At 46.1% G+C, this 26,718-nt stretch carries 25 protein-coding genes; 3 read left to right on the forward strand and 22 right to left on the reverse strand.

Features of this window, described 5'->3' with window-relative positions; all coding sequences use genetic code 11:
• Window positions 1-14 precede the first annotated feature (14 nt).
• The 15 genes from BW42_RS08195 to BW42_RS08265 form a co-directional block, all read right to left on the reverse strand.
• A complete protein-coding gene (locus tag BW42_RS08195; RefSeq protein ID WP_035409299.1) occupies window positions 15-2,177 on the reverse strand; it encodes a DNA internalization-related competence protein ComEC/Rec2 in 2,163 nt (720 codons plus the stop codon).
• Complete coding sequence (locus BW42_RS08200) at window positions 2,177-2,785, reverse strand: helix-hairpin-helix domain-containing protein (protein WP_035409301.1); 609 nt, start codon at window positions 2,783-2,785, stop codon at window positions 2,177-2,179. Before BW42_RS08200 ends, BW42_RS08195 begins: the two co-directional genes overlap by 1 nt.
• Before the next feature lie 229 nt (window positions 2,786-3,014).
• Entirely contained in the window at window positions 3,015-3,743 is a 729-nt protein-coding gene (locus BW42_RS08205; protein WP_035409303.1) for a class I SAM-dependent methyltransferase, read from the reverse strand.
• Window positions 3,743-4,090 carry a ribosome silencing factor gene (gene rsfS, locus BW42_RS08210; RefSeq protein ID WP_023467427.1) on the reverse strand — a complete coding sequence of 116 codons (348 nt, stop codon included), beginning with the start codon at window positions 4,088-4,090 and terminating at the stop codon, window positions 3,743-3,745. The genes BW42_RS08205 and rsfS overlap by 1 nt, the downstream gene beginning before the upstream one ends.
• Window positions 4,087-4,662 (reverse strand): bis(5'-nucleosyl)-tetraphosphatase (symmetrical) YqeK, encoded by a 576-nt coding sequence (gene yqeK, locus BW42_RS08215; protein WP_035409306.1) that lies wholly within the window; start codon window positions 4,660-4,662, stop codon window positions 4,087-4,089. Before yqeK ends, rsfS begins: the two co-directional genes overlap by 4 nt.
• A complete protein-coding gene (nadD, locus tag BW42_RS08220; RefSeq protein ID WP_035409307.1) occupies window positions 4,652-5,221 on the reverse strand; it encodes a nicotinate-nucleotide adenylyltransferase in 570 nt (189 codons plus the stop codon). The genes yqeK and nadD overlap by 11 nt, the downstream gene beginning before the upstream one ends.
• On the reverse strand, window positions 5,218-5,511 hold the full coding sequence (yhbY, locus tag BW42_RS08225; protein ID WP_023467424.1) for a ribosome assembly RNA-binding protein YhbY: 294 nt from the start codon (window positions 5,509-5,511) through the stop codon (window positions 5,218-5,220). The genes nadD and yhbY overlap by 4 nt, the downstream gene beginning before the upstream one ends.
• Before the next feature lie 2 nt (window positions 5,512-5,513).
• Window positions 5,514-6,302 carry a shikimate dehydrogenase gene (gene aroE, locus BW42_RS08230; protein WP_035409309.1) on the reverse strand — a complete coding sequence of 263 codons (789 nt, stop codon included), beginning with the start codon at window positions 6,300-6,302 and terminating at the stop codon, window positions 5,514-5,516.
• Window positions 6,302-7,411 (reverse strand): ribosome biogenesis GTPase YqeH, encoded by a 1,110-nt coding sequence (gene yqeH, locus BW42_RS08235; protein WP_023467421.1) that lies wholly within the window; start codon window positions 7,409-7,411, stop codon window positions 6,302-6,304. The genes aroE and yqeH overlap by 1 nt, the downstream gene beginning before the upstream one ends.
• A gap of 143 nt (window positions 7,412-7,554) precedes the next feature.
• Window positions 7,555-8,139, reverse strand: coding sequence for a YqeG family HAD IIIA-type phosphatase (locus BW42_RS08240; RefSeq protein WP_035409311.1), 585 nt, complete (start codon window positions 8,137-8,139; stop codon window positions 7,555-7,557).
• 136 nt (window positions 8,140-8,275) lie between these two features.
• Window positions 8,276-9,616 (reverse strand): ArsB/NhaD family transporter, encoded by a 1,341-nt coding sequence (locus BW42_RS08245; RefSeq protein ID WP_035409769.1) that lies wholly within the window; start codon window positions 9,614-9,616, stop codon window positions 8,276-8,278.
• A 59-nt stretch (window positions 9,617-9,675) separates the two neighbouring features.
• The gene (locus tag BW42_RS08250) at window positions 9,676-10,455 is read right to left on the reverse strand and encodes a phosphatidylserine decarboxylase (protein WP_081780405.1); all 780 of its coding nucleotides are present in this window, start codon (window positions 10,453-10,455) and stop codon (window positions 9,676-9,678) included.
• The gene (locus BW42_RS08255) at window positions 10,448-10,936 is read right to left on the reverse strand and encodes a thioredoxin family protein (RefSeq protein WP_035409313.1); all 489 of its coding nucleotides are present in this window, start codon (window positions 10,934-10,936) and stop codon (window positions 10,448-10,450) included. Before BW42_RS08255 ends, BW42_RS08250 begins: the two co-directional genes overlap by 8 nt.
• Window positions 10,937-10,949: 13 nt before the next feature.
• Entirely contained in the window at window positions 10,950-12,083 is a 1,134-nt protein-coding gene (gene iadA / locus BW42_RS08260) for a beta-aspartyl-peptidase (protein ID WP_035409315.1), read from the reverse strand.
• 63 nt (window positions 12,084-12,146) lie between these two features.
• On the reverse strand, window positions 12,147-12,341 hold the full coding sequence (locus tag BW42_RS08265; protein WP_035409317.1) for a YjzD family protein: 195 nt from the start codon (window positions 12,339-12,341) through the stop codon (window positions 12,147-12,149).
• 198 nt (window positions 12,342-12,539) lie between these two features.
• On the opposite strand from BW42_RS08265, the gene BW42_RS08270 reads away from it, so the two are divergent.
• A complete protein-coding gene (locus BW42_RS08270) occupies window positions 12,540-13,349 on the forward strand; it encodes a Cof-type HAD-IIB family hydrolase (RefSeq protein ID WP_035409319.1) in 810 nt (269 codons plus the stop codon).
• Window positions 13,350-13,399: 50 nt separating this feature from the next.
• Here the strand turns inward: BW42_RS08270 and BW42_RS08275 are convergent, their stop codons facing one another.
• The 7 genes from BW42_RS08275 to BW42_RS08305 all read right to left on the reverse strand — a co-directional run bounded on the left by BW42_RS08275 (window position 13,400) and on the right by BW42_RS08305 (window position 23,150).
• Window positions 13,400-14,251 carry a YitT family protein gene (locus BW42_RS08275; RefSeq protein ID WP_035409321.1) on the reverse strand — a complete coding sequence of 284 codons (852 nt, stop codon included), beginning with the start codon at window positions 14,249-14,251 and terminating at the stop codon, window positions 13,400-13,402.
• A gap of 187 nt (window positions 14,252-14,438) precedes the next feature.
• The gene (locus BW42_RS08280; RefSeq protein ID WP_035409323.1) at window positions 14,439-16,739 is read right to left on the reverse strand and encodes a glycoside hydrolase family 65 protein; all 2,301 of its coding nucleotides are present in this window, start codon (window positions 16,737-16,739) and stop codon (window positions 14,439-14,441) included.
• Window positions 16,740-16,964: 225 nt separating this feature from the next.
• A complete protein-coding gene (locus BW42_RS08285; protein WP_035409775.1) occupies window positions 16,965-17,996 on the reverse strand; it encodes a LacI family DNA-binding transcriptional regulator in 1,032 nt (343 codons plus the stop codon).
• A 34-nt stretch (window positions 17,997-18,030) separates the two neighbouring features.
• Window positions 18,031-19,554: an alpha-amylase family glycosyl hydrolase gene (locus BW42_RS08290; protein ID WP_035409325.1), complete on the reverse strand. Its 1,524-nt coding sequence runs from the start codon at window positions 19,552-19,554 to the stop codon at window positions 18,031-18,033.
• A gap of 22 nt (window positions 19,555-19,576) precedes the next feature.
• Window positions 19,577-20,410, reverse strand: coding sequence for a sugar ABC transporter permease (locus BW42_RS08295; RefSeq protein WP_035409327.1), 834 nt, complete (start codon window positions 20,408-20,410; stop codon window positions 19,577-19,579).
• 1 nt (window position 20,411) lies between these two features.
• A complete protein-coding gene (locus tag BW42_RS08300; RefSeq protein WP_035409329.1) occupies window positions 20,412-21,767 on the reverse strand; it encodes a carbohydrate ABC transporter permease in 1,356 nt (451 codons plus the stop codon).
• Between the two features lie 126 nt (window positions 21,768-21,893).
• Window positions 21,894-23,150 carry an extracellular solute-binding protein gene (locus BW42_RS08305; RefSeq protein ID WP_035409778.1) on the reverse strand — a complete coding sequence of 419 codons (1,257 nt, stop codon included), beginning with the start codon at window positions 23,148-23,150 and terminating at the stop codon, window positions 21,894-21,896.
• A gap of 455 nt (window positions 23,151-23,605) precedes the next feature.
• Here BW42_RS08305 and BW42_RS08310 point away from each other — a divergent pair, with 455 nt between their 5' ends.
• Both BW42_RS08310 and BW42_RS08315 read left to right on the forward strand, forming a co-directional pair.
• Window positions 23,606-25,393 carry a glycoside hydrolase family 13 protein gene (locus BW42_RS08310; protein ID WP_035409331.1) on the forward strand — a complete coding sequence of 596 codons (1,788 nt, stop codon included), beginning with the start codon at window positions 23,606-23,608 and terminating at the stop codon, window positions 25,391-25,393.
• Between the two features lie 140 nt (window positions 25,394-25,533).
• Window positions 25,534-26,685: a cation:proton antiporter gene (locus tag BW42_RS08315; RefSeq protein WP_035409333.1), complete on the forward strand. Its 1,152-nt coding sequence runs from the start codon at window positions 25,534-25,536 to the stop codon at window positions 26,683-26,685.
• The last annotated feature ends 33 nt before the right edge of the window (window positions 26,686-26,718 follow it).

Below are 26,718 nucleotides of genomic sequence, written 5' to 3' on the forward strand. Positions count from 1 at the left end.
GGGTTGCTGTTTTTTTATTTTATCATAGGTTCACAGCCCGCTGAAGAACAAGTTACACTCCCGTCCTCATCCGTTCGAAAGACGATCCGATCTGTCCCGATTCGTTCGAGGACGTCCGGATGTGGATGCCCGTATCGATTTTTTCGTCCGACTGACAAGATGACAATCTTCGGATTCGTCTTTCGTAAGAGTTCTTCACCGGTCGACGTGTTCGAACCATGATGACCTGCTTTTAGAATATCGATCGGACCAATCTTTAACTCGTCTTCGATTGCTAGTCCAGCGTCGCCCGTCAGTAAAACACGTTGCTTGGCAATCTGTGCGAGTAATATGATAGACCGATCGTTTTCTTCTTCTTTTCGTCCAGTTGGTGCAAGTACCTGTAACCAAGGACGAATCGTTTGCCCCTTTTGAACGAACTCAACACGCGTTCCAGTGGCTTCGATAGAACGAATCAAATCATTTCGCTTCTCATCCATGTTGTCATATGCACCTAAATAAATGGTTTTCACGCGAACTTGGCGCAGTACACCTAGAAGTCCACCGACGTGATCGTGATCAGCATGTGTCACGATCAGACCGTCAATTTCGGCTTCTCCTCGTGTGAATAAAAAGGGAGCGACGATATGACTACCTGGATCAAACGGACGGAGCAGTGGATGCGTCGTTTGTTGATAAACGCCACCGGTATCCACGACGAATGTCTCTCCTGCTTTCTCAAGCACGATACTATCGCCTTGCCCAACATCTAAAAACGTGACTTGCTCAGATGCGCGCCACTCGGTGTAGCCCCATGCCGCAAGTAAAAGGATCAACGGGAGAACATGCCCCCACCATCTCCGCTCAGCAATGAACCAAGCAATTCCGATTCCGACAACGACGATCGTCAAGACGATCGGAGAAAATGCCGGAACGGCAACCATCGCCAACGGTAAATCCTCCGCCAGTCGTAACACTTGATCCATCCATTGAATCGCATACTGATGCGCGATCTGAAACGTTGAACGAATCGGTAAGAACGGAAGTGTCGCGAGAATGAACGATCCCGGCAGAATCACCCATTCAATCCAGCTACCAATCAATAGGTTCAACAATGGCGACCAAATTGAAACAGTCGTCTGTTCAATCCCCTGCAAAAAGAGGAGTGTTCCAAACTGTGCCCAAGCACTGATCAGCAGCCAGTTCCAAGGACGACGAACCGAACCCATTAGTCGTCTCGACAGCACAAGAAACAGCGTCAGTCCGATCGTCAATTGAAATCCGATATCGTAAATGACAGTCGGTTGAATCGCCAATTGAAAAGCCGCGACCCCTGCAATGACCTCCACCGGATCTAACGGTTTGTGGAAACGACGACCGAGTAACAGAATGATCGCGACAAGAACAGCTCGTGTGACTGGAGGGCTCCACTCCGTCAACCATCCGTAAATCGGCAGTAAGATAAGAACGATATCGAGTCGTTTTTCTTTTGTCATTCTGATTTTTCGTAAGACATACAGCAAACTAAATACTAAAAAAGCAATATGTGATCCTGAGATGACGATTGCATGTAATAAGCCGAATTTCTTAAACCGTTCGAGCGTCACTTGATCTATTAGTCGATCCTCACCAAACACAAGCGCTTCGACGTAGAATGCTTGCTTTTGTGGTAACAATTCTTCGATCCGCTTTAGCCATACTTCACGTACCCGTCTTCCTTCTGCCGCATACCCAGGTGTCCGATGACAGGAATCAAATGAACGGACTTCCCACTTTCCAGCGTAACGATGTGTATGCATGAATTGCTGTTCATCAAACCCTCCAGCATTCGATTGTTGGCGGACATCGAGCGGTTCCGTATTTACGCGACAGGAGTGCCCGATTCGTTCGTATCCTGTTTCTTCTTCCGTAATCGTTGCCGTCAATAGAACCGATTGACCGTTACTCTCTGCCTCATAACGAATTCGATCCCCATTACGCTTCCCTGACAAGATGTCAACAGACGAGACGTCATGCGGTTCAGGTGACAGATGACCCATTCCGATGAATAGGCAACTCAGAATGAACAGAAAAAAGAGACGACCGATTGAAAAAGACCATGATTTCAAGACAGCGAAGAGCATGAGGAGCACTAACCACCAAATCGATTCTTTGATGGCAACGATGAGTAAGAGGACGAACAGCACATGAAGTGGCATCAGTAGACGATCAGGTAGGATTTAAGCGATTCTAACGTCTTTTCCCCAAAGCCCTTCACATCTCCGAGTGATTCATATGTCGCAAATCCCCCCTTCTCCTCACGATAGGCTAAGATCGCTTCTGCTTTGGCGGGACCAATTCCCGGAACCTCCATCAACTGTTCCGCCGTTGCCGCATTGAGGTCAATCAATCCTTTCGGTATCTCTGCTTTTGAGCGTTTCGTTGGTTTTGGCTGACCTTTCCCTTTTTTCACCGGCACGATGACTTCCTGTCCATCAATGAGACGTGCCGCGAGATTCATTTGTCGAATATCGGCTTTTTCAGTCGTCTTTGCTTTTTCGATTGCATCCTTCACTCGATCACCCAAATGGAATTGATAAGGTCCAGGCGCTTCTACTGCTCCTTTTACGTCGACCATGATGAGTTTGTCACGAATCGAGGTGTCCTTTTCTGCTGGCTCTGCTTTTGCCTCTTGTTGTTTATCCGTTAAGGACGGTTGATCGACCATCGCTTCATTTGAACAAGAGGGTAATGGTACGAACAATAAAATGATGAGCAGCAGGACGACGACGAGACCTGCTATCTGTTGCAAACGTGGAACGGTCAAGACGAATCCCTCCTTTTCCCACGACTCTAACAGGTCACTACAGACTTCAGGAAACGAAGGAATACGCACTAACCATTCTTTACAGCACGATCCTGCAGTGTTTCGTCGGATGAAAGTCCTACCATCCATACCGTTACTTTGAATTAGCATCTGTTTCACGAACAAAAAAATCCGTCTCCTTCAAGCAACACGAACGTGTATCGCTAAAAGAAGACGGATGAAATCACTTTTACATTTTTTCGGCAACGAAGAAGATCCGCTCGACTGTCTCAGAAGGAGCGTCCGGTCCAAAATCGCCTGTGACCGCGAGAACCCGGAATCCGGCTTCGCGTAACCATGTTACGTATTGTGCCGGAGGATACGTCCGCTGATGATGCGTTTCATCGACACGCTCATAGCGACCATCCTCCTCCTCGATGAAGAATGTCAGTTCATGGACGACAGAAAGCGGCGCTTCACCAGGATCCGCGAACCAGATATACGAGCTTTGTTCCGCATGTGTCGCGTACGTCTTCCCATTGAACAGCGTCTCCATTTTGTAAGGGGAGTGTGTATCAAATAAGAGACGTCCACCCTCCTTTAGAATCGCTGCTACATGTGTAAACGTCTGTTTGACATCCTCTTCCGTCTGGAGATAATTCAAGGAGTCGCATAGGATCGTCACGGCATCGACAGGTGTCGGCAATTCGATTTCGCGCATGTCTTGCGCCCAGAATTGAATAGTCAATCCTTCTTCCATCGCTTTTTCCTGCGCGACTTCGAGCATCTCTTCAGATAAATCGATCCCGAGCATCTCATAGTGGGCTGCTAATGCAAGCGTCGCCGTACCCGTTCCACATCCGATATCAGCAATTGTACTTCCAATCGGAACGTATGCTTTGACCCAGTCAACCCATTGATCGTAAGGGACGTCTTGCATCAATTCATCATAGATGTAGGCGAACTGTTCGTATGCCATTAGTTGACCTCGACTTCAACCTTTGGAGCATCTGCCCATAGTTTTTCGAGGTTATAGTAATCACGATCGTCACGGTGGAAGACATGAACAACGACGTTTTCAAGATCCGCCAACACCCAACGTGCCGCATCGAATCCTTCGAGGCGTTTAATCGGCAGGTTATGTTCGTGCGCGACTTCTTTGAGTTCACGCGCGATCGCCTGTACTTGTTTTTCTGAATTTCCTTCACAGATGACGAAATAGTCGGCAACTGGTGAGATGCTCGACATATTCAGGACGACGATATCTTCAGCACGTTTATCGTCGATGGCATTTACGATTAATTGTAATTCTTGTTCGACTGTCATAGGACGGTCCCCTTTCGTTTGGCCGCGACGAAGGCATTATAGGTCTCAATCGTTCGCGGAAAGATGATAGCTTGTTTTGTACATAAAAAATGAATCGTCTGACTGAGTGTTGCGATGACGGCGTCCGTCAAATCCTGCTCGGCTACTTCACGAAGCGCTTCGACACCCGAATAACTACGATTCGGCTCAATCGCATCCGCGACGAAGATGATTTGATCAAGTAACGGCATACCAGGTGCCCCTGTTGTATGATTCGCGATGGCCTGATAAATCACGTCTGAATCAAGACCAAGTTCTCGACGCACAAGCTCCGCACCCACTGGCGCATGAAGTAGTTCGTCATCATAGTCAAGTAAGATCCGTTGATTCAATTCGACGGCAATCGAACGCATCTCATTCGTATCGCGGTATTTTGCATAATCATGGAGCATGGCAGCAAGTGTTGCTTCTTCTTCGTCAACACCATATTTAAGAGCCAAGTGTCGTGCCGTCTCGACGACACCTAACGTATGCACATAGCGTCGCTCAGGCAATGTGTTTTCAATGATTTGACGTGCTTCTTCAAGGCGCATATAGATTCCACTCCTCAATCCGTTGTCGAACGGCTTCCGGTACAAGGTAGCGAATGCTCCGTCCGCGCGCGACCCGTTGCCGGATATCCGTCGAAGAAATTTCTAATAATGGCATATCGACCGCTTTCACACGGGCACCACGCGGAATCAAATACCGACTTCCCGGTCGAGCGACGGCACCAAAGACGACTTCCTCGTATAACCGTTCAGCTTGATACCACGTATCGAGACTAACGAGTGAATCTGCGCCGATTAGAAACAGAAACTCATGCTCTGGGTATCGGTGCTTGAGTGCACGAATCGTATCATACGTATAGGAAGGTTCTTTTCGCTCAAATTCAATCGCAGAGACAGAGAAGGCAGGGTTCAATGCAATTGCTTCTTCTACAAGACGGAGACGCTTAGTTGCGTCTGTGACAGTACGTTGTTTATGCGGTGGTACATTTGCTGGTAAAAACCAGACCGCATCAAGTTCGAGTTGTTCCTGCGCTTGTTCGGCAATCAGGAGATGACCGATATGCGGAGGGTCGAACGTTCCGCCCATCAGTCCGATTTTCATCGTGGCAATTCGAGCGTCTTGTTCTCTTTTGATTCTTTATAGAGAACGATGACTTTTCCGATGACTTGAACGAGTTCAGCATTCGTTCCTGCGACGAGTTCTTGTGCGACATCCTTTGGTGCGTCCGCACAATTTTGTAGTACTTGTACTTTCAAGAGCTCCCGCTTTTCGAGCGCATCCATCAAATCAGCGCACATCGCTTCACCGACTCCATTTTTACCGACTTGGAAAATCGGGTTTAAATCGTGAGCTGTCGCGCGTAAAAAACGTTTTTGTTTACCTGTTAACATGATTAAAATTCCTCCAATTGCTTTCGTATCACCTGCTCGCCAAGTGCGAGATCAGGTGCTTGTCCGGTGAAACGTTCAAATGCTTCAGCCGCTTGTAAGACGAACATCGGGACGCCGTCGAGTGTGTCGAGACCTTTTTCAGTCGCTTCACGTAATAGACGGGTCGGCGTCGGTCGATAAATAATATCACAAATCAAAGCGTTCGTCTCTGTCAATTCAATCGGACGTGCTTCGACATGTGGCGCCATCCCGACAGAGGTCGTATTGATGATGACGTCGTAACTCGTTAAATCAAATGTTTCGTGCCATGGCAAAACGTGTGTTCCGAATTCATCGGCAACCACCCTAGAGCGTTCTTCTGTGCGGTTCGTGAGCGTCACATCTCCCGGTAGCGCAGCAATGATTCCTCGTGCTGCACCGCCCGCACCAAGGACAAGTGTCTTTTGAAATGACGGACGACGTTCTGTCAACGCACGGACGAATCCGATTCCATCTGTATTCGCACCAATCAACTGCCCATTCTTCCAGTATACCGTGTTGACGGCACCCGCTTTTTGAGCTGCCGGCTCCAGCCGATCCAGGTACGGAATGATTGCTGTCTTATGGGGAATCGTCACATTGATTCCATCTAGCTGATGCGTACGTAATTTCGTAATGATTCGTGGCAATTCATGCTCCGTTACATCGATAAGGTCATAACAGCCGAAAAGCCCAGCCGCTTCCAGCCAAGCTGTATGCAGCTCAGGTGAAAGTGAATGGGCAATCGGATGACCGATGACGGCAAAGCGCATCAGACGAGCGCCTCACGTAAAGATACAGCGACACCTTTCGGGGCATAAGCAGCGACACGTCCACCTTTTCCATGAACCGCAACCCACCCGAGTCCACTGAAGACGATATCCGTCTTCATGTTGTCGCGAAGACTGAATTCATGACGGACGAGCGGAGGTAGCATCTCACGCGTCTTTTCGTTCGGCGGAGACAACAGCTCACCGTTATGGTTCGCATATAGATCGTCTGCTTTTTCAAGCTTCGTCCGGTGAACTTTCAATTCGTTCGACATATAGATGACGAATGAACGCTTGTTCCCTTCCATATAGTCCAATCGCGCAAGACCTCCAAAGAAGAGCGTCTGTTGCGGATGGATTTGGAAGACTTGCGGCTTGATCTCTTTTTTCGGTGTGATCAGCTTCAAGTCCTTCGCATCAACGTAGTGAGCCATTTGGTGATGATTAATGATCCCCGGTGTATCATACAGGTTACAGTTATCGTCAAGTGGGATGTCGATTAAATCTAGTGTCGTTCCTGGGAAGTGACTGACCGTGATGACGGCCTCATCCTCTTCACCGAAACGTTTGATGACTTGGTTGATCAGGGTCGATTTCCCGACATTTGTACAACCAACGACATAGACGTCGCGTCCTTTTCGATAATAATCGATTTTCTCAGCAAGTTCATCGACCCCGTGACCTTTTTTCGCACTGATCAGATGAACGTCAACTGGACGTAATCCAAGTTCTTTCGATGCTTGACGCATCCAGTTCATGAGACGGTTCGGATTCAATGACTTCGGTAATAAATCGGCTTTGTTCCCGACGAGTAAGACATCATTTTTTCCGACGAACCGATGTAATCCCGGTAACCAGCTTCCATTAAAATCGAAGATATCAACGATTTTAACGACAAGTGCATCTTTTTGACCAATTCCGTCTAAGATTTTAACGAAATCATCGTCCGATAAAGATACATCTTGAATTTGATTGTAGTGCTTTAATTTAAAACAACGTTGGCAAATGACCATTTCACGATCAAGTGCAGATTTAGGTGCGTATCCTGGTGCTTTTGTGTCTTCCGTTTGAATGGCGACACCACAACCAGCGCAGTGGATTTCTTCGATCATATTATGTTGAGCCGCATGCGGGAATGATTTCCCTTCTCTTTTCACCGTAGCGCCCTGCTCGCTACTCCAAGAGCGTAACTTCCGACCTCTCGCCGTACATGTTGCGACTACTGCCTTCCCTTTCATCTACCGATCTGACAGGGTTATTGTTGCTTATCCTGACGAAGTGTTTCGATCGGATGCTTCAGTGCAGAAGGATCTTCCTTGACGCGTTGTGTCAATTTATAGATTCCTTTGCGTTTCATCCGGTGGAAAATGACACGTTCCATCAGGCGATTGAATTTCGTGACGACACCGTCCGTCTTAACGACGGGTTGAACGTGGATGACTTCGATTCCAACGGAGTTTGCACCGAGTACATCCGTGAAGAGTTGGTCTCCTAAGAAGACGACTTCTTTCGCGTGATAGCCGAATTCCGTCAATGCCCGTTTAAACCCGATAGGAAGCGGTTTTCGAGCAGGCGCAATATAATGCAGTCCGAGTGGATCCGCGAACTTCTTAACGCGGTCTCCGTTATTGTTCGATACGATGATGACGTCAAAACCATATTGATTATTCACCATATCCAGCCAAGCAACCAATTCGTCTGGAGCATCTGCGATATTCCATGCGACGAGCGTATTATCAAGATCGGTCAAAATAGCTTTGACACCGTTTCGTTTGAGCATTTCAAGGTCGATATCGTAGATCGAAGCCACGAAATGTTTCGGATAAAGTCGTTTGAACAAGAATAAAACCTCCAGATAATGGTCTAGCTCTATAGTTAAGTTTAAGAAACAGTTATGCTCTTATCGTTCGATTATAGCACAATCAGGTAGCAAGAGCGACGCACAAAAGAAAACGGGAGGCGAACCTCCCGTTTTCTTAATAATACCGAATCCACAAATAGAGTTGGGATAGGATCAACGTCACAATCGTGATCGGTGCTCCGTAAATCAAAAAGCGCATATAGGTGAATTTTTCACCTTGTCGTGTCGCAAGACCCGCGACAATGACGTTTGCCGATGCACCGATCAATGTCCCGTTACCACCGAGACATGCACCGAGTGCGAGGGACCACCATAAAACATCCACTTTCGCATCTGCTGGTGTAAGTCCGATCCCAGCAGCGACATCATTGATGAGCGGGATCATTGTCGCGACAAACGGAATGTTGTCAATCGTCGCACTCGCGATACCGGACAACCAAAGAACAGCAGTTGCTGTCGTCTGAATGTCACCGCCTGTCAAATCAATCGTCTTCTCCGCAAGATATCGAATGATACCGGCTTCCTGAATTCCACCAACAAGTACAAATAGTCCGGCGAAGAAAAAAATCGTCGTCCATTCAACACGTGCAAAGATTCCTTCTAGCTGATGATCGTTTTCAATCGTTAGCAACATCAGGACGGTCGCTCCAAGAATTGCGATCGCTGGTGCTTCGAGATGGAGTCCGATTCGATCAAGCATCGGATGCAATACGAAGAGTGCAATCGTACTAACGAGTACGACACTACTCCGCGTGACGAGTTTTCGACTGACAATATAACTCTTTTCATCGATTTCCATCAATTTTTGTCGATCTTCTGCCTCGACATGCAGTTGCTTCCGGAAGACGAAGTACAGAATGCCGATCGTCACGACCGTAATGATCAGGATGATCGGTGCAAGATTCAGCAAAAAGGCATTGAACGTTAAGTGTGGATTCGCGGCACCAATCATGATGTTCGGTGGATCGCCAATCAAGGTCGCCGTCCCACCGATGTTCGCAAATAGGACTTCTGCGAGCAAGAACGGAAACGGCGCGATTTTAAGTATCTTTGTAATCGAGAAAGTGATCGGGACAATCAATAAGACTGTCGTGACGTTATCCAAAAAGGCAGATCCAAGTGCCGTCAATGCGGATAATAGAATCAACACTTTGATTGGGTCGCCTTTTGTTGTCTTCGCTGCACGAATCGCAATATATTCAAACAATCCAGATTGATTGGCAATCGTAACGAGAATCATCATCCCAATTAATAAGACGATTGTTCCCCACTCGATGTATTCAAATAATGCAGTCTCGAGATCCACAATGCCGACGATGACCATCGCGAGCGCTCCGAGTAGAGCGACGATCGCCCGGCTTACTTTTTCACTGATGATGAAGCCATAGGTCACTAAAAAAATGATAAGTGCGATATATGTCTGGACCTGTGTACTTCCGATTTCTGCTAATGCCATTGCCGGCATGATTCATTCCTCCTAAACGTAAGGAGACGCCCTGAACGGGCGCCTCGCTCTCATGAATGCCATTGTCCGAGGCGTTGCCCCATTAAAACTGGTCCAATCGCTTGTGTATCTAATGTCAATGCATCTTTCGGACAGATCAGGACGACCGTTGAACCGAAAGAAAAGTATCCGAACTCATCTCCTCGACGAAGTTCCTTTGCTTCGTTTGTCCGAACGATTGAGTTGACGTTGAGTGCACCGACCATGACATGTTCAAGTGCATGTTTTCCTTGGACGATACGTGTCACGCGACGATAGTTCCGTGTCAATGGACGAAGCGCATGTGTGAGACCGATCTCATTCACCGGTGCCGAATCCCGACCGAGCGTATAACTGGTCCGGATCGTTCCGTCCATCGGTACATGGACACGGTGGTAGTTTTGCGGACTCAAGTAAAAGATCATCACACGTCCCCCGACATATTGTTGCGCCTCGTGATGGGAACCGAGTAACTCTGATACCGTATACGATTGTCCTTTGACGGTAAAGCGGCTATCAGCCGTCAAGTCGTCAACGACAGACAACATACCGTCACACGGACTGACGAATGCGCCTTCTGATTGATCAATTGGTCGCATTTCCGGTTTGACATGACGAATGAAAACGTCATGTAAACTCGAATACGCTTCTAAATTCCGAGTCGCTTCTGCCATATTCAAATCATATGCCCGAACGAACGGACCGATGAACGGACGACTGATCCGGCTCATCGCAAACCGTTTCAGCTGTTTGGCAACAAGCGGGTGTCCATTTAACTCGAACACGCGAGAGTAGAACCATTTTTTAATCATTGAGATCACCGGATGATTCTTCTTTTGAATCCTTTACTTCTTTTCCAGCAAAGAACTCTTTGTAGCTGTCTTCTGTTTGTTCACCAGCTACCCGTCCGACTTCCTTACCGTCCTTAAAATGAACGACCGTCGGTGTACCCTCGATGCCAAACGTGTCCCAAGCTGACTGTTCGAAAGCAAGATCGATTTGTTCGAACGGAATGTCTTGTTTTTCACCAAGCGGAACAAGATATGGTTTTACTTTTTCGCAGTGCACGCATCCCGTTTGATAGAAATACGTATAGAATTCGTCACCGGATTTTACTTTATCCGAGACTTGTGTAGCTGTTAGATTGCCATTCTTCGATGCGGAATCATCACGATCCGTGAAGACGAGCAGTAATCCCCCAACCAATACGATCAAGGCAATGACTCCCGCTGTAATCCAGTTCGCTTTGGATTGCGGTTTTTTCGTGTTTTTTCGTTTCGACTTCTTTGACACGTCTATCCCTCCGTCATTCTGGTATAAGCCATTTTTTCTGAATCATTATAGCATGACCATTCGCAAGAATCGTATCGATTTGCAAAGCGTCATCAATCAGTAACAGATCAGCACGTTCTCCGGTCGCTACCTGCCCACCCGGAACGCCATATGCATCCGCGACATGTCGCGTGATCGTCGAAATTGCCTGATCAAAATCAACACCATGCTCTACTGCATCGCGCACGGCTTGCATCAAGGAAGATGGTTTTCCTGTATCGATTCGCACTAATCGACCTGCATCATCAAACGCCGGAAGACTTGCACCAGCGTCGCTCGACATCGTGATCTGCTCGGGTGGGATTCCCGCTGCTAGAGCACGGGCAACAGCCTGCCCTGCCGGAATCTCTCCTTCATCAACGAAGCTTTCTGTCGTACACGTCGTGAAATCGATTCGTCCGCCCTGTTTCGCCCAAGCGAGTCCCGCCTCAAAAATCCGTTCACTCCGATTGATATGCGTCGGGAGAAATTGCCCTATTGGAATATCAGTCGTTTCAATCACTTCATGTAATAAATCAAGCCCTTGTTTCCCGTCTCCGATGTGGACGTTCATCGTTCCCGACACGCCTTTGACCATGCCGGCGATTCGAGCCTCTGATGCTAACCGCGCGAGTTCATGGGCAGTCGGCTGTGTCGATCGGTGATCATTGATGGCAATCTCTCCGATGCCAATCACTTCATTGATGAGGACGATATCATGCCCTGTCGAATGTGTCAGGAAGACGGGTGGCACCATGTAACTTCCGCTCAAGAGAAAGGGACGAATACCGGATGCGGCATATCCTCGTATGTGTGCCAGTAGATCAATTCCGGTTCGCGTCCAGCCATCTGTTCCGAGCAATCCGACGACTGTCGTGACACCGCCTTCGAATATGTCACGAACAGTCAACGGAGCCGTTCGTGTCGCAAATCCGCCTTCCCCTCCTCCACCAATTGGATGTAAGTGTCCGTCGATGAAACCAGGAACTAGCCGTTTGCCGCGACCATCAATCCGGTGTGTAATCAGTGCTTCATCTATGGTGTAGGAACCGATTTCGATGATCTGATTTCCTGCTATGTAGACATTTTGCGGCATCTGTTGCCACATGACCTGTTCGATAACGATCATCGCTCATTCCTCCTTAAGACAAAAAGCGAGCCTATCGTCCAAGTGACGATATCTCGCTTTTCCTTATTCTGCCTTAGTCCCTTGACCAAGACCTAAATCTTCATTGACGGCATCGAGTGCGAAGACGACAAGTGAAGTGACGACAGACATCGCTGTCGCGAATCCAAAGCTATACGATACTGCATCAACCGCTGATACGATGAACACGGCTGTGTTCACGAGTAAGAATGACCAAAAGAATGTAACGAGAAAACGCATGATTTCCCCTCCGTTTCCATAACGTACTATAGTGTTGTCCTACGATTTGTAGTATACCATTTTTTAATCTAAGCAACAGCCTTTCTCCGTTTTTTTCAAACGCTTTCTTTTCCTTGAAAAACTTCATCAATTCATACAGGCGACTGTCACTTCGTATGCTACAGTAGAACTAACGAAAAGAAAGCGGAGGATTTCATCATGACTCGTCACTTAATTGCTGTCGATCTCGACGGCACCCTTTTAAAGGATGATAAAACGATCAGTGTGGCGAACATCGCTGCGCTTCAACGTGCACGTGCAAACGGTCACGAAGTCGTCATTGCGACAGGACGACCCTTCCGTCACGCTCGAAAATATTACGAACAGCTTGGATTAACGACACCGATCGTTAATTTTAACGGTGGTCTCGTCCATCACCCGCAGAATGTTCATTTTGAAGTCCAGCACCATCCGATTCCACTCAAGACCGTCCAACATATTTTGGAATCCGTCGCTGAAACAAAAACACAAAATATCGTTTGTGAAGTCACGGATCATGTCTATTTTCAATATGATCCTGTCGGTATCTATGAATTTTATACCGATCACGCCTTGTCGGTCACAACGGGAGATTTACGAAAGGTGCTTATGCATGAACCAACGTCACTTTTGATTCATGCTAAAGGAGAACATGTCGATGAGATTCGTTCCGAACTATCCGATGTCCATGCTGAGACAGTACTTAATCGTCAATGGGTGAAACCTGAATTCATGGTCGAAGTGATGCGAAAAGGTACAAGTAAGGCGATCGGTCTTGCTCACATCGCGCATCATCTCGGGATTGATTCCCGACAGATCGTCGCGTTTGGTGATGAGGAAAATGATTTGGAAATGATCGAGTATGCTGGTCATGGTGTTGCAATGGGAAACGCCATCCCTGCCTTAAAACACCTGGCAAATGGCACGACGAAGCGAAACGAGGACGATGGTATCGCGTACTATTTAAAACATGTCTTAGGACTCGCATGAAGAGATACGAAAAGGCACTTGCTGCATATCGCAGAGCAAGTGCCTTTTCATTATCCTTTTCGGAAGTATCCAACGACCGAGTCCGTCGCGACGACGTTGATGAATACTGTCTCGTCCGCTTCCCGACAAATCCGTTCGATATCCCGCAATTCGTGACGCTCAATGACCATCATCAACGTCGCTTTCTCAGCTCGTGAATACGTACCGATCGAAGGAATCTGCGTGATTCCACGAATGATGTGCTGATGCAGAGCCGTCGTGATGTCATCCGCATGATTCGTGACAATAAAAATCGTCAAGCGTTGGTTACTTGTATGAATCTCATCGACGACCTTAGAAGTCACGTAGATGAAGACGATCGTATATAAGGCAGTCGACCAGCCGAACAACGCACCTGCCAATAATGCGATCAAAAAGTTCAACACGAACAGATATAAGCCGACACTGCGATCGGAGAAACGGGCAAAGATGAGGGCGACGATATCAAACCCACCCGTTGAAGCACCGAATTTAATCGTGATACCGGTACCAATCGCAAGCAAGACCCCTCCAAACACTGCATTCAGTGTCTGATCACCTGGTATGACAGCATATTGAGGAATAAGACCAATAAAAATTGTCGTTGCCAGAACCGAAATCAACGTGACGATTGTAAAACTCCGACCTAACATGATCCATGCAAGCACGATCAAAGGTAAGTTCAGCGCTAAGAACCAAACGTTTTCACCAAACGCAAACGCTGTATTTTGAAGGACTTGCGTCAAGATTTGGGCAAGTCCAGTAAATCCAGTCGAATAAACACCACTTGGAATCAAAAACCAGTTCATGGCAACGGCAATGACGAATCCTCCGATCGTAGCCACGATCACTTTTAACATACTTTCCTTTACTACTGCTGTCACATGCCGTTCTCCTCTCATTCATAACTATCTTGAAACACTTTAGCACATTCAAATGTCGTCGGATAGTCAAGATTTCCAAAGATTGATGTTCTTTTTCATGATGGCGTTTTCATTTGTGACAAAGGTGTCCTCTAATTCGTGTTACAAAAAAAAGAACCGACTTGGCATCAGTTCTTTTTCATCGTATTTATACTGTCATCGAAGCTGGCACCGTAATATTTCCTCCTGCCGGAACTTCTACAGTCGTTCCATGAACGTTTAAGCTGAATGCTTCGCCTTCCGTCTGAGTGATTTCGACGGCGTTTGGCTGAACATGGACATGGATATGATGACCGCGCCACTGCATCCGGAACGCATAGCTCGTCCAGCCTTTTGGCAACATCGGCTTAAAGGACAACGTATCGTTCGCTACCCGTAATCCAGCGAATCCATGGACGATCGACATCCAAGATCCAACCATCGACGTGATGTGTAATCCGTCTTCTGTATCATTGTTGTAGTTATCGAGATCAAGTCGTGCCGAACGTTGGTACAATTCAACTGCCTTTTCCTCATAGCCGACTTCCGCTGCAATGATCGAGTAGATACATGGAGATAATGATGATTCGTGAACCGTACGTGGTTCATAGAAATCGAAGTTCGCTTTCTTCTCTTCTAGACTGAAGCGATCCGTCAAGAAGTAGAGACCTTGCAGGACATCTGCCTGTTTAATGAATACAGAGCGAAGGATCCGGTCCCAAGACCAATTCTGGTTCAGCGGAAGATGTTTTGGATCGAGTTCAGCGACCAAAATTTGTTCCTTATCCATGAAGCCATCCTGTTGCATGAAGATACCAGGAGCTGCTTCATCTTTTGGATAATACATCTTCGCGTCGATATCTGCCCACTTCGCCAGTTCCTCATCCGTCAACGCTAATTGATGCATGAGTTCTTGCAAACGTTCTGGTTCTTCTTGTGCTAGATGACGGTGAACGGTCTGTGTATATTCGAGACACCATGCTGCGATCAGATTCGTATACCAGTTGTTGTTCACGTTGTTCTCGTATTCATTTGGTCCCGTCACCCCAAGAATCATGTAGACATCCTTATGCGCCACATAATTGACACGGCTTGCCCAATAACGAGCAATCTCGACTAACACTTCAAATCCGTATTGTCCGAGATACGACGTGTCACCCGTGTAGTTCGTGTAATTATAAATCGCATGCGCGATCGCGCCGTTCCTGTGAATCTCCTCATGCGTAATTTCCCACTCGTTGTGGCACTCTTCTCCATTCATCGTCACCATTGGATAAAGCGCACCCTTCATCCCGACATTCTTATCCGCGTTTTCTTTTGCTTGCGGTAATTGATTATGCCGATATTTGAGTAGGTTCCAAGCCACTTCCGGCTTCGACGTCGCGAGGTAGAAGTTCAAGCAGTACGCTTCTGTATCCCAATACGTCGCACCGCCATACTTTTCGCCCGTGAATCCTTTCGGTCCAATGTTAAGGCGTGAATCTTCGCCTGTGTATGTCTGGAACATATGGAAGATATTAAATCGAATCCCTTGTTGTGCTTCGACATCTCCTTCAATCTTCACGTCTGCTTCTTCCCAGTGATGCAACCACGCTGCTTCATGTGTCGCAAGTAATGTATCAAATCCGGATTCGAAAGCGGTATGAACCCGTTTCATCGCTTGTTCCAGTAATGCGTCGATGTCATAGTCACGATTCGTTACGAGCGCAACGAATTTCTCGACAGTGACACCTTCTCCGACTACTGCTTGTTTCGTAAAACGATTCGCGACATACTGCGTATTGCCGTCAACGACTTCACAACGTGCGCCTTCGACATCCGTGATCATAGCTGCTGTCACATGCCAATCAAGCTTTTTCGTCTTCGACGTGACGTAACCAAAACGCTCTTCGATTCCGTGTTCAACGGGAAGCCAGAACTTCTCATCATAGTTTGAGTCTTCATTCTCAACATCCGCATCGAGATACGATTCAATGATGATCTCTGCTTCGAAATTGACAGGTGTTACCGTATATTGCAAGGCTGCGATTTCTTTATCGACAATCGAGAAGAAACGTTTGGATTCAACTTTTATTTCCTCTTCCCCATGTTTCAACAGCATCGTCCGTGACAACACACCGTGTTGCATATCGAGTTCGCGTTTGAAGTCGACGACTTCCCACGTGTTCAAATCAACTGCTTTTCCATTAACGGATACTTTTAAGCCCATGATATTGACAGCATTGAGTACTTTCGCGAAGTATTCCGGATAACCATTTTTCCACCAACCAACACGTGTCTTATCTGGATAATAAACACCTGCGACATACATGCCTTGATGTGTGTCACCTGTGTACTCTTCTTCAAATGTACCGCGCATTCCCATATGACCGTTTCCGATCGATGTCATCGATTCTGCTAGTCGATTATCTTCTGGATGAAAACCAAGTTCTGTAATTTTCCACTCATTGACCTCAAAAAGTCGTTTCATCGTCAAGTCGCTCCTTTTATGCTAAACATGTCAGCTAGCCTGATCATGTAAGCGTTTCATCTATACTCTACATTCTTTATTGTACACATAAAAAGCTTCAATGCAATCGTTTGCACGAAAATAAATTTCTTTTTCTGCAACCGCTTCCTTTTACTAGGAATAGATGTCTCTTGCATCAAAAAAAGTCTATGATTAAACCCGTCGGTTTAAACATAGACTTTCGTTTCATGCTTCGGATTCTCCGCCACAAGACTGACGGACGACAAGATAGTGTGGGACAATGACGCGTTTCCCATAAGGCGTCGCATCTTCATTGATTTGTTCAATCAAACAATTCGTTGCTTCAAAGCCAAGTCCAAAGATATTGATTTCGACAGAAGTCAACGGTGGACTTGAGAATTCTGCGATGAACAAGTTATTGAAACTGACGACAGCCATTTGATCTGGTACACTGATGCCCATCTCATTGAGCGTACTCATGACACCAAGTGCCATCATGTCGTCACTGACAACGACAGCGGTCGGTGGGTGTTCAAGTGACATTAGTCGTTTGACTGCTTCAGCCCCTCCTGTCGTCATAAATGGTGCGCTGACAATATAAGACTCTTGAATTGGAATGCCCTCTTCCATGAGAGCCGTCTTGTATCCGCCGACACGCTCTTGCGTCACGGCTAAGTCCTGTGCGCCACCTACGAATGCGATGCACTCGTGTCCGAGTTGATGTAAATACTTCGTTACCTCTCGACCTGCCAGATAATTATCCGTATCGACATACGTGACGTGCGACGAATCACTGAATGGTTTCCCGACGACGACGAACGGGAACTTCGAGTCTTGCAAAAATTGAACGACTTTATCATCCGTTCGGGAATAAAGAACGACGACACCATCGACGCGGCGACCCTGAACCATCGAGACGACACCTTCGTAAACCTCTTCTTCCGAGACACCTGTCGTCATATAAAGCGAATATCCATTTTGATGCGCTTTTGTACTAATCCCTCGAATGACTTCTGAAAAGAATGGATTTTGAAGCGTTTTTGTTGCGGCACTCGGCATGACGAGACCAATCGCTTGTGTCGTCCGATTCGCTAGACTGCGCGCATGAACGTTCGGATAGTATCCGAGTTCATCCATCGCCTGTCGTACCCGTTCTTTCGTCTTTTGACTGATACGCGAACTGTTCGCGATGACGCGTGACACCGTCGAGGGTGCGACATTTGCCTCCCGTGCTACATCCTTGATTGTTACCTGCATCCCCTTCACCTCACATTTCCCCTACTTAAGTATTTTATTTCGTTTGACGTTGCATCCGTTTACGGTGAACGAGAAGAAGTATGAGCGCTAAAATTGGAGCGATTGCACCGATTGCGACGATCGACCACCAATTGACTTGTGATTTTTCGATGACGTAGCTATTTGCGCTACTTGCATCGAGCGTGATTTCATACGCGTCACCATCTTGACGCACCAAGTCTGAGAATAAAAGACCTCTCAAACGCTGATCATTACCGATTTCTTTCGCAGATACACGTAAGCTCGTTTTTTTCTCCCCAAGATTAATCGCATAAACGACTTGTTGTTGTTTGGTTTCCCGTGAGTAGACCGCCATATGATCCGTTTTTGCGATCAAGCGTTGCTTCCCTGTGGCAAACGCTGGGTAGTCCTCGCGCATCTCATTCAACGTTTTTACGTACTGTTGCATCTTCTTGTTTTGATCAAATGTCATCATCATCCGGTTTCCGGGATCCTCACCGCCTGGCATCGCTACCTCTGTTCCTTGGTAGACGATTGGCATACCTGGAGCAGCATAGAGTGCAAACAGCGCTAATCGAAGTTGACGCTCCTCTTCTTTTGCGCCACTAATCTTCGCTTCCGTGATGAAACGTTTGACATCATGATTGTCAATGAAAGTTGCAAGTCCTTTAGCATTCGGATTAAACGTAGTATCTCGATTATAAACTGAATCGAGTTCTTCCGCTGAACCATTTTTGCGGGCAAACTGGTCCTTAACCCCATAATAAAACGGGAAATTCGTGACGGAATCAAAGCCTAATTTTGAATAGGAGGCAATTTTTCGCGGATCTCCGTCAAACACTTCAGCCAGTAAGAATAAGTTTGGATGCTTTTCCTTTACTGCAGGAATGAATGTTTTCCAAAATGCGGCTGGCACATGGCGAACCGTATCCAGTCGATAACCGTCTATACCCGTTTCATCGACCCAGTAGTTCGCAACATCAATTAAGTAATTCACAACTTCAGGATTTTCCGTATTGAAGTCTGGTAAATCAAATAACCAATTATTTTCGACTTCCGATGGGTTATTCCAGTTCATGATGGGTTGATTTTTATGGAACCAGTCCGGTTTTTCTTTGACCATTGGGTGATTCGGTCCTAAGTGATTGACGACAAGATCGAGAACGACCTTGATATCTCGGTCATGCGCTTCCTTGACGAGACGCTTGAACTCTTCTTTTGTTCCAAAATGCGGATCAATCTCGTAATAATCATCCGTCCAGTATCCATGATACCCATTTGGACGGTTCTTAAAGATTGGTGTTAACCAAATTGATGTGAAGCCTTTTTTCTTGATGTAATCAAGACGTTTCGTCACCCCTGCTAAATCTCCACCTTGGAAGGCTTTTGGATTCTCAGGATCCGCCTCTCGGTCATTACTCGGGTCTCCGTTCTCGAACCGATCAACCATGATGAAATACATCCGTTCTTTTTCCCAACTTGCTGCTTCCCCGATCATCGGTTGAAGTCCGATAGACAAGAGAAGCGGCAAGAGGAGAAGCATTATGCCTCGTCTCATGCCGCTGATTTCCCCCTTATGATTATCCTTTCGTTCCACCAGCTGTCAAACCAGAAACGAAGAAACGCTGGAATGCGAAGAAAAGAAGAACGATTGGAACTGCTGATAATACGGCACCTGCCGCGAATAACGTAAAGTTGTTGTCGAACTGCTCTGACACCATGTTATACAACCCGACCGCAAGCGTCTGTTTCTCAGGAGAACGCAGCACAAGCGATGCTAAGATGAAATCGTTAAATGGAGCCATGAAGTTGAACAACGCGATGACGGCGACCATCGGCTTTGCGAGCGGTAAGATGATTTGCCAGAAGATTCGTAAGTGACCGGCACCATCCATCCGTGCCGCCTCATCAAGTTCTTTTGGAATCGTATCAAAATATCCTTTGGCAAGATACGTATTCATTGGAATCGCGCCACCTGAATAGAGTAAGATAAGCGCCAGATGCGTATCAAATAATTCTAACATATTAAGCAGGACATAAATCGCAATGATTGCAACGAATTGCGGTACCATCTGCAACACGAGGAACAAGATCAGTGAATTTTTCCGACCGACAAAGCGATAACGTGAAAAAATATATCCTGTTAACGTAATCAAAGCGACGGATACCACCATCGTGATGACGGCGATCTTAATCGTATTCAAGTACCACATGCCGTAATCCGTTTTTGCTGGATCAAACAAATCGAAATAGTGAATTAATGTCGGATTACTTGGGAAAATATCCGATGTAATGCTTTTCCCTGGGTTCAGTGAGGTACCCACGACCCAAAGAAGTGGATAGACGATAATGATGGAGGCGATCGTCAAAATGAGATATGACAACGCCATATTAATTCGGTTTTGTTTTCTCATATTAGATCATATCCTCATCTTTGAATGATTTTGAACGCTTGAACTGAATGACGGCAATCGTCATGATGAAGAACGACAACACAAGCGTGATGGCTGCTGCGAATCCGTATTGCGGATTTGAGCCGAGCGATAATTTGTAAATCCATGAAATCAAGATATCCGTTCCACCTGCTGATTGTCCCGGTACTGCCGGTCCACCATTGTTGAAGAGATAAATGATATTGAAGTTATTGAAGTTGAACGTATACTGCGTGATTAAGATTGGTGCCGTTGCAAATAGAATCATCGGTAACGTGATTAGGCGGAATTTCTCGCCTGCTGTTGCTCCGTCAATCGTCGCCGCTTCATAAAGATCTTCAGGAATCGACTGTAAGATTCCTGTCGTCAGCGTCATGATGTATGGGAATCCTAACCACCACTGAATACCAATCAAGGCAAGCTTCGTATACGTCGGATCCGTCATCCAGTCGAGACCATTCTCAAGACCGATCGCTGGTAACAATGTCGTATTGAAGACACCGAAAGTTTCATTGAACATCGAGCGGAAGATCAAAATCGTGATGAACGCTGGTACTGCCCATGAAAGAATCAAGATCGAACGGAAGAAACGTTTTCCTTTGAGTCCTTTTTGATTCAGCAAGACTGCAAGGCCGATTCCAATTGCGATGACCCCTGTCGTCGAAGCGACGGTCCAGACAAGCGTCCAACCAAGAACGCTCACGAACGTATCACGGAAAATATCGACGGTGAAAATGTTCAGGAAGTTTTGGATGCCGATCCAGTCGACCAGCTTCGCTGGTGGTGAGTTGTTGAATTTGTAGTTCGTAAACGCAATCAAGAATGTAAAGATCAACGGTAAGACGACCGTGAACACTAAAAGTACTAGTGAAGGAATCAACATCGCGTACGGGAACCCGTTATCGCGGAAGTTCCGTAGTTGCATCTTCAAGGAAGGTACTTCGAGGTTCATGTCACGTAACTTACCGATTCGATACGCATCGATAAAGTTCCAGACGTAAATGGCGATACCAAAGACAAGTAAAATCAAGGCAATGATGCCCTCGACCATTAGAAAGATCGAGTGATCCCCCCTTACGCCTGGTACCTCACCGAGTGTAATCAAGCCCCAGATCGCTCCGCGATCGCCAGGACCATTTCCGGCTCCTTTGAAGAACAGTTCAAAGTTAACGAGGAAATATGAAAGTACGACAATAAAAAATGTCGCGCCTTTAAGGAATTGTTTATTGTATAGTTGTCCTACTCCTGGAATGATCGACATCAGCGCCGCAATCTTGCGGTGGTTCGTCTTTTTTTCAGGCGTTGGATTCGTCGGGTGTGGTGTTGCAATCGCAGCCATCGTCCGTTCTCCTTTCCAAAGGTCATGTCTGACCTCAGGCTTCTCTTCCAACCATAAAGATGAGGGGGAATCCAAGATCCCCCTCTCTTTATCTCTTTGTCATGGATTCATGCGTTCCACTTACGCTTATTGATTGTTTGCTTCGATTTGTTGCTTGATTTGTTTGACAGCATCATCTGCTGATTTTTGTGCGTCTTGTTTGTTCGTTGCAACAAGTTGAAGTGCTGCTGCCATCGGCTCCCAAACTTGACCCATTTCAGCGATGTTCGGCATAGGTACACCGTTTTTCGCTTGCGCGAAGACTGCTGCTGCGACTTCATTGTCCTTGATTGTTGCATCTTCTTGAAGTTCAGTGACTGGTGGGATCTCGTTGTATTTCTCGAACATTGCTTTCGCGTTATCTTTACCAGTGAGAGAAGCCAAGAACTTTTCAGCCCACTCAGCATTTTCTGAGTATGCTGAAATTGCGTATGTTTTTACACCAACGAAAGTTTTGATCGGTTCACCGTTTGGAAGTTTTGGAAGTTCCGAAGCTCCAAGGTTGATACCTTTTTCCTTATAACTTGCAACAGCCCATGGTCCGTTCATGACAGCTGCAGCTTTTTTATCACCGAAGAGTTGGTCCATGGCTTGACCACCGCCACCACCGATGAGACCTTTCGGGAAGAGACCCTCTTTATACCATTTACCGATGTAATCCATTCCTTCGACGGCACCTTTATTGTTCAAGCCGATATCTGCTGGATCCAATTTGCCACCATTGTCTTTAAAGACATAACCACCGTATCCACCGATTGGACCGTATGCGAAGTAGAAGTTGTCCCACAGAGCAAGGAATCCGTACTTACCATCTTTTTTCTTTTCAGTAGACAGTTTGTATAAGTCATCCATCGAAGTTGGTGCTTCTTTTAGTTCATCTTTATTGAAAAGGAGGATTGGTGTTTCAATGGCTTTCGGATATCCGTAGACTTTCCCGTCAAACGTTACTGCTGATTTTGCAGTATCGAGGAACGGCTCAAGTGCTTTTTCTCCGTCTTTAAGTTCAGCAATCAACCCTTGGTCAACGACTGTACCAATTTGATCATGAGGAAGAAGCATGATGTCTGGTCCTTTACCTGCTGGTCCATCAAGTGCTACTTTCTTTTGCTGATCCGTCATTTTGACTTCTTTGACTTCGACTTTCACGCCTTCTTTTTCTTCGAACGCTTTAGCTGCCGCTTTTGTCGTTTCAGCTTTGTCTGTATCTTCCCAGACGACGATTTTAGATGGTTTTTTACTGCCTGATTCTGAAGATGAAGAATCAGAATCTGATCCACCGCCACATGCTGCAAGTGCACCCATTGCCATGACAGATACAGAAAGACCTGCTACGAATTTTTTCATTTCCATGATTGAAATTTCCTCCCCAAGTTAACTTATGAATGATACGTTTTAATGCACAACGTTTGCATAAAGGCACAACCATTTTCCCATGATAACAACCAAATGGTTGTAAGCGTTTTATGAAAACGTTTGCATCACCTTTACATTTTTATTATACAATCTAAAATCCTTTTGACAAGACCTTTTAATCAATTATTTTCTTACATTTCAAAAACTTTTTATTTCTGATTTCATTATTTGAATCAAATGCTAGGTTGGATAAGCAAACAAAAAGAAAACGTTTTCATTTTTATCGTTTGCACAACATGATGCAAACGATTGCATCATACTCTCGACTTTTATCAGGAATCCTTGATTTCATGGGATTGCAATTGACTTTAAGAAAGCGCTTTACTATTCTTAGGTCGAAGATATAATCAATACGATGCAAGCGATTGCGTTAAGGAGTGACTGCCATGTTCAAAGAAGCTGTGTTTCACCGTGCGATGTCTCCCTTCGTCTATAAGTATGACGAGCGAACGATCCACATCCGTTTACAAACAAAAAAAAATGACGTTGATCGCGTCGATTTGATTTGGGGCGATCCGTATGATTGGCATACTGAAAACCCAGATGCCGCCGACTGGAACTTCGATCCCTCGAAATCAAACTACTGGAATACATTCGAAACGCCGATGAAGCGTAGTGGCTCTGATGAACTATATGATTATTGGTTCATTGATGTCGTTCCACCCTTCCGTCGTCTACGATATGGTTTCCGTCTCCATGACGGTGCGACAAGCCAAATCTTTACAGAGCGTGGATGGTTCGACGAAAAACCACTTGATGACACTGGATATTATTTCTGCGTTCCTTTCCTTAATGCAGTCGACGTATTTACTGCACCAGATTGGGTCCAGGATACGGTTTGGTATCAAATCTTCCCAGACCGCTTCGCAAATGGCGATACGACGAACGATCCTGCTGGTACACTTCCATGGAACAGCACGGCACCGACGACGACGAATCTCTTCGGTGGAGATTTCCAGGGTGTCATCGATCATATCGACTACCTTGTTGAGCTCGGTATTACTGGCATTTACTTCTGTCCGATCTTCTTGGCGAAATCGAATCATAAATACGATACGATTGATTACTTAGAAATTGATCCACAGTTCGGCACGAAAGAAAAATTCAAGGAAATGGTTGATTTGTTACATGCACATGGTATTCGCATCATGCTAGATGCCGTCTTTAATCACGCTGGCTTCCACCATAAAGCCTTTGCTGATATCCGTGAACATGGTAGTCATTCGACATATAAGGAATGGTTCCACTTGCGCGATTTCCCACTCGTGACCGAACCGCTACCGAACTACGATACATTTGCTTTCGTACCTGAGATGCCGAAATTCAATACCGAGAACGATGAAGTAAAGTCATACTTACTCCATGTCGCCCGCTATTGGGTCGAGGAATTCGGAATCGATGGCTGGCGACTCGACGTCGCCAACGAGGTCGATCACGCATTTTGGCGTGATTTCCGTCAAGTCGTTAAGGAAGTCAACCCTGACACGTATATCCTTGGTGAAATTTGGCATGACTCACAGGAATGGTTGCTCGGTGACCAGTTTGACGCCGTCATGAACTATCCATTTACGAATGCCGCTTTGAATTTCTTTGCTTTAGATAAGACTAAAGCAACTTCGTATGCGAACGATATGTCGCATGTATTGTTCTCAAACACGATGAATGTCAATGAAGTGACCTTTAATTTAATCGGTTCACACGATACACCACGTGCGTTGACGCGTGCTGGCAATAACAAACAAAAGCTTCGTCTTCTCTTGTTATCGATGTTGACGTTCTCGGGTAGTCCCGTCATCTATTATGGTGATGAAATCGGTCTCGATGGCGATCAAGATCCAGGCTGTCGGAAATGCATGCCATGGGATCCAGAGGAGCAGGATCAGGAGTTATTCGCCTATACGCGACACTTGTTACAGCTTCGAAAGCAGCATAAGACGCTTGCGAACCAAGGTCACATTTCTTTCGTTCATGCGAATGATGAGACGAATACGATCATCATGCGTCGCATGAGCCCGGAAGGATTGTATTATATCTACTTCAACAATTCAGATGTTCCTGTTTCGCTGACCGCTCCACAAGCTGGTCGAGGACTTGATTTATTGACGAACACGCACCAGCAGACACTTGATGTTTCTCTCCCCGCGTATTCTGGAACGATCGTTCAAGTCTTATAACCACCTAAAAGCCTGTACACCCACCTTCTAAAAAGAAGTTTTGTGTACAGGCTTTTTTCTGTATCCGTTCTCCAAGATAAAAACAAGTTAATGAATGCCATCGAATTAGGGTATAGGGTACAGAAAGGAGGACATCCTCCATGGAAATTTTCTTTTACGCCGGTCTCATCCTCATTGGATTGTTTACGATCAGTTACTTGAGTGAACGATTCCACATCCCGAGTATTCTGGCCTTCATCTTGATTGGAATCGTCCTTGGATTTTATTACGATCCTCCCGAAGAACTGAAACTCGGAGGAGAAGCGGGCATCATCGTCCTGTTCTTTTTACTCGGCCTAAAATTTTCAGTGGCGGACTTGCTGATTCAGCTCCGTTCCATTTGGAAAGCAGGAGTCATCGATATTCTACTTTCGTTTGGTGGAACAATCCTGTTGACTTTATCGTTCGGTTTTTCCATCGCCGAATCGTTTTTGATCGGCTGTGTCTTGTATGCGACGAGTTCTTCGATTTCAGCTCGACTGCTCGATCGGGAACCGGATAAACATCAGGATGTGAATCGCTTCGTGCTGTCCTTACTCGTCTTCGAAGATTTGATGGCACCGATCCTACTGACGACGGCCCCGTTCGTTTTAGGGACTGAGACGTTCTCGGTTGCCAAAATCAGCATCATCTTTTTAGGGTTCGCCTTCTTCTTCATTGCTTTAATCATCATGACGTTATTCATCCGAAGACGGAAACGTCTCGTCGATTCACTCTACCGTCATCCTGATGCCGGCATCGGAATCATCGGGTTAATCTTGTTATTTTCCGGTATCGGTATTTTATTCGGATTGTCAGAAGTACTTGGCGCCTTTATCATCGGTATTCTGTTAACCGAACTGGATGAGACGCGTTATCTTAGACGACTAGTCACGCCGTTTCAAGACTTATTATTACCATTGTTCTTTATCACGTTCGGAATGTCATTCGAGTTGACTGACGGATTACCGATTGATCTATTTTTCTTCGCTCTTGTCATTTGGGGAGTCGTCTCTAAATTCTTAGTCGGTTACCTCGGCGGAAGGTCCTTTGGTCTATCGAATTATCATGCGATCGAATCTGGCTTCTGTCTTGGTCCACGTGGTGAATTTTCGATACTTTTCATCACGCTCGCTAGTGGTGCATTCGTGACATTGACTGGGATATACATTTTTGTTTCTGCTTTTCTTGGAATTTTACTATTCCGTATCTCTACGGGATTAACGAATCGCACCCATGCGACCGCACGAAAAATCAAAAAGAAATTGAATTAAAAAGACGTCGGCGCATCGTGCGTTTCCGACGTC

Source organism: Exiguobacterium sp. RIT341 (assembly GCF_000632205.1).
GTDB lineage: Bacteria > Bacillota > Bacilli > Exiguobacteriales > Exiguobacteriaceae > Exiguobacterium_A.

Excerpts from the sequence above, each read along its gene's own strand:
- BW42_RS08195 (WP_035409299.1), bottom strand. The coding sequence starts at position 2,177 with ATGCCACTTCATGTGCTGTTCGTCCTCTTACTCATCGTTGCCATCAAA.
- BW42_RS08205 (WP_035409303.1), bottom strand. The coding sequence starts at position 3,743 with ATGGCATACGAACAGTTCGCCTACATCTATGATGAATTGATGCAAGAC.
- rsfS (WP_023467427.1), bottom strand. The coding sequence starts at position 4,090 with ATGACAGTCGAACAAGAATTACAATTAATCGTAAATGCCATCGACGAT.
- yqeK (WP_035409306.1), bottom strand. The coding sequence starts at position 4,662 with ATGCGCCTTGAAGAAGCACGTCAAATCATTGAAAACACATTGCCTGAG.
- nadD (WP_035409307.1), bottom strand. The coding sequence starts at position 5,221 with ATGAAAATCGGACTGATGGGCGGAACGTTCGACCCTCCGCATATCGGT.
- yhbY (WP_023467424.1), bottom strand. The coding sequence starts at position 5,511 with ATGTTAACAGGTAAACAAAAACGTTTTTTACGCGCGACAGCTCACGAT.
- aroE (WP_035409309.1), bottom strand. The coding sequence starts at position 6,302 with ATGCGCTTTGCCGTCATCGGTCATCCGATTGCCCATTCACTTTCACCT.
- yqeH (WP_023467421.1), bottom strand. The coding sequence starts at position 7,411 with ATGATCGAAGAAATCCACTGCGCTGGTTGTGGTGTCGCCATTCAAACG.
- BW42_RS08245 (WP_035409769.1), bottom strand. The coding sequence starts at position 9,616 with ATGGCATTAGCAGAAATCGGAAGTACACAGGTCCAGACATATATCGCA.
- BW42_RS08250 (WP_081780405.1), bottom strand. The coding sequence starts at position 10,455 with ATGATTAAAAAATGGTTCTACTCTCGCGTGTTCGAGTTAAATGGACAC.
- iadA (WP_035409315.1), bottom strand. The coding sequence starts at position 12,083 with ATGATCGTTATCGAACAGGTCATGTGGCAACAGATGCCGCAAAATGTC.
- BW42_RS08265 (WP_035409317.1), bottom strand. The coding sequence starts at position 12,341 with ATGCGTTTTCTCGTTACATTCTTTTGGTCATTCTTACTCGTGAACACA.
- BW42_RS08270 (WP_035409319.1), top strand. The coding sequence starts at position 12,540 with ATGACTCGTCACTTAATTGCTGTCGATCTCGACGGCACCCTTTTAAAG.
- BW42_RS08280 (WP_035409323.1), bottom strand. The coding sequence starts at position 16,739 with ATGAAACGACTTTTTGAGGTCAATGAGTGGAAAATTACAGAACTTGGT.
- BW42_RS08285 (WP_035409775.1), bottom strand. The coding sequence starts at position 17,996 with ATGCAGGTAACAATCAAGGATGTAGCACGGGAGGCAAATGTCGCACCC.
- BW42_RS08290 (WP_035409325.1), bottom strand. The coding sequence starts at position 19,554 with ATGAGACGAGGCATAATGCTTCTCCTCTTGCCGCTTCTCTTGTCTATC.
- BW42_RS08295 (WP_035409327.1), bottom strand. The coding sequence starts at position 20,410 with ATGAGAAAACAAAACCGAATTAATATGGCGTTGTCATATCTCATTTTG.
- BW42_RS08300 (WP_035409329.1), bottom strand. The coding sequence starts at position 21,767 with ATGGCTGCGATTGCAACACCACACCCGACGAATCCAACGCCTGAAAAA.
- BW42_RS08305 (WP_035409778.1), bottom strand. The coding sequence starts at position 23,150 with ATGAAAAAATTCGTAGCAGGTCTTTCTGTATCTGTCATGGCAATGGGT.
- BW42_RS08310 (WP_035409331.1), top strand. The coding sequence starts at position 23,606 with ATGTTCAAAGAAGCTGTGTTTCACCGTGCGATGTCTCCCTTCGTCTAT.
- BW42_RS08315 (WP_035409333.1), top strand. The coding sequence starts at position 25,534 with ATGGAAATTTTCTTTTACGCCGGTCTCATCCTCATTGGATTGTTTACG.